General features: G+C 64.2%; 5 protein-coding genes. All 5 read right to left on the bottom strand.

The annotated features are described in order from the left end of the window. Positions 1-380 (bottom strand): 4Fe-4S binding protein (locus tag G7A99_RS13635; RefSeq protein ID WP_163141038.1); only part of this gene is annotated, 380 nt, incomplete at its 3' end. A 65-nt stretch (positions 381-445) separates the two neighbouring features. Then, positions 446-751 (bottom strand): hypothetical protein, encoded by a 306-nt coding sequence (locus G7A99_RS13640; protein ID WP_163141014.1) that lies wholly within the window; start codon positions 749-751, stop codon positions 446-448. Further along, positions 744-1,661, bottom strand: coding sequence for a cytochrome-c oxidase, cbb3-type subunit III (ccoP, locus tag G7A99_RS13645; RefSeq protein ID WP_163141017.1), 918 nt, complete (start codon positions 1,659-1,661; stop codon positions 744-746). The genes G7A99_RS13640 and ccoP overlap by 8 nt, the downstream gene beginning before the upstream one ends. Next, the gene (locus G7A99_RS13650) at positions 1,658-1,828 is read right to left on the bottom strand and encodes a cbb3-type cytochrome c oxidase subunit 3 (RefSeq protein WP_163141020.1); all 171 of its coding nucleotides are present in this window, start codon (positions 1,826-1,828) and stop codon (positions 1,658-1,660) included. The genes ccoP and G7A99_RS13650 overlap by 4 nt, the downstream gene beginning before the upstream one ends. 13 nt (positions 1,829-1,841) lie before the next feature. After that, positions 1,842-2,370, bottom strand: a 529-nt coding sequence (ccoO, locus tag G7A99_RS13655; RefSeq protein WP_163141023.1) for a cytochrome-c oxidase, cbb3-type subunit II, incomplete at its 5' end; no start/stop codon positions are given.

The following is a 2,370-nucleotide window of genomic DNA, read 5'->3' on the forward strand; positions in this document are numbered from 1 at the left end:
GGACCGCGGTCCAGCTTCATCCGCCTGGGACGGTCGCCCTCCGTCCAGTGCTCGATCCAGAGAAACACCTCCGTCCACACCGTCTGGGGACAGGCATAGCCACACCACACGCGCCCGGCCAGTGCGGTAACGAAGAACAGGCTGAGTGCACAGATGATGAGCAGCAGCGCCAGGAAGAAGAAGTCCTGGGGCCAGAACGTCAGACCGAAGATGTGAAACTCGCGGGCAGGCAGATCCAGAAGGACCGCCTGCCGCCCGTTCCAGGTCACCCAGGGCAGAAGGTAGTACAGGCCCAGCAGGGCGAACACCGCGAACTTGCGCAGGCTCTGGAAACGCCCCTTGATCCCGCGGGGATAGACCTTTTCCCGCGACTGGTACATCGACACCGCTTCCGCGGCACCGTCCTCCTGCTTCGAACCGCGTCCCCGGCGGTTGCGCGCCTCACTCATTCATCTGCCTCTCTGCTCTCCTTCGGCCCAGCTTTCCCGGCCCGCCGGGCCGGGCTGAACAGCCACACGCTCAGTGCACTCGAGGCCGCACACACCGCCCAGAACATGAAAAAGCCGAGCGTGTAGCCCAGCTTCCGGCCGATTTCCCAGTGCGGCAGGGTCTCGTAACGCAGCGTCTCCGGATCGACGTTGGCGAAAAAGACCATCGTGGCGACTCCGGCCGTCAGGAACGACGGCCAGAGTATGGCCCCGAGCCAGCGCAGGCGGCTGCTCGCCGCCTGCCTTGCCGACTCATCACTCACTGCTCGCACTCCGCTGTCCAGCCTGGCCGGAGAGCTGGTAGACGTAGGCCGCCAGCACGTGGATCTGCTCGGGGGTGAGCAGCTCCTTCTGAGCCGGCATCTGGCCATTACGCCCGTTAAGGATGGTCTCCTTGATGGTCTCCAGCGAGCCACCGTAGCGCCAGGTGTCGTCCGTCAGGTTGAGCGCACCGATCTGGGGGTTGCCCTTGGCATCGGCCCCGTGGCAGGCAACGCACTGGGTCATGAACACGTCCTTGCCGCGGTCGACGAGCTCCTGCGGCGCATTGCGGCCATTGAGGCTGTAGACATACGCGGCCACGGCCTCCAGCTTGGACTGACCCAGGCTCGCACCGAGCGCCGGCATCACGCCGTTACGGCCGTTGGTGATCGTCTGCTTGAGCGTCTCGGGCTCACCGCCGTACTGCCAGGAAGCGTCCGCCAGGTTCGGGAAACCCTTGGCGCCGCGTCCGTCCGAACCGTGGCACACGGAGCAGTTGTTGGCGAACAGCCGCCGGCCCGTGTCCATGGCCTCCGGGTCATTGGCCAGCACCGGCACGGGCTTGGCCGCATAGGACTCGTACAGCGAGGCGGTACGCTCGTGCATCTGCTTGACCTCCTGCTGGTAGGCCGAGTACTGGCTCCAGTTCAGGACGCCGTCGAACCGGCCCAGTCCCGGATAGAGCACCAGGTAGACCAGACCGAACACGATGGTGATGTAGAACAGCCACAGCCACCAGCGTGGCATGGGCTGATTGTACTCGCTGAGATCATTGTCCCACACGTGACCGGTGGTCTCGGTGGCACTTGCCTCGCCGGGGCGCGGCTTCGCCGTCCAGCGGATGAGCCAGTAGCACGCTGCGATGTTACCCAGCGTCAATACGATGATGTACCAGTGCCAGAAGCTGCTCATTGCCCGTTCCTTCCCTTTTCCGCATCCCGCCGTTCGGCGTCCAGGGGCAGTCGTGCGGCGTGATCGAAGTCTTTTTTGCGCCGCTTGCTGTAGGCCCAGCCGATGATCCCGATGAACGCCGCCATCAGCACGGCGGTGATGATCCCACTCAGGGTTCCACTATCCATTAACGGCTCCCGATCAACGACCGAATTCCGTCCCCAGTCCCTGGAGGTAAGCGATGACGGCATCCATTTCCGTCTTGCCCTTCAGCTTGTCGGCCGCATTGTTGAGCTGCTCCTCGGTATAGGGCACCCCCAGGAGGTTCTTCTGCTCGCGCATGCGGTGCACCACCGCCTCCGGATCCAGCTTGTTCTCGGCGAACCAGGGGAAGCCCGGCATGTTCGACTGCGGCACCACGTCACGCGGGTTCATCAGGTGACGGTAATGCCACTCGTCGGAGTATTTGCCGCCCACGCGGGCAAGGTCCGGTCCGGTGCGCTTGGAGCCCCACTGGAACGGACGGTCATAGACGTACTCGCCCGCCACCGAGTAGTGGCCGTAACGCTCCGTCTCGGCGCGGAAGGGCCGGATCTGCTGCGAATGGCAGTTGTAGCAGCCTTCGCGTACATAAATGTCCCGCCCCGCGAACTCCAGCGCCGGATAGGGTTTGACACCCTCGGCCGGCTCCGTGGTCTTCGCCTGGAACATCAGCGGAACGATCTCCACC

This window comes from Arhodomonas sp. KWT (assembly GCF_010993615.1).

Excerpts from the sequence above, each read along its gene's own strand:
- ccoP (WP_163141017.1), bottom strand. The coding sequence starts at position 1,661 with ATGAGCAGCTTCTGGCACTGGTACATCATCGTATTGACGCTGGGTAAC.
- G7A99_RS13650 (WP_163141020.1), bottom strand. The coding sequence starts at position 1,828 with ATGGATAGTGGAACCCTGAGTGGGATCATCACCGCCGTGCTGATGGCG.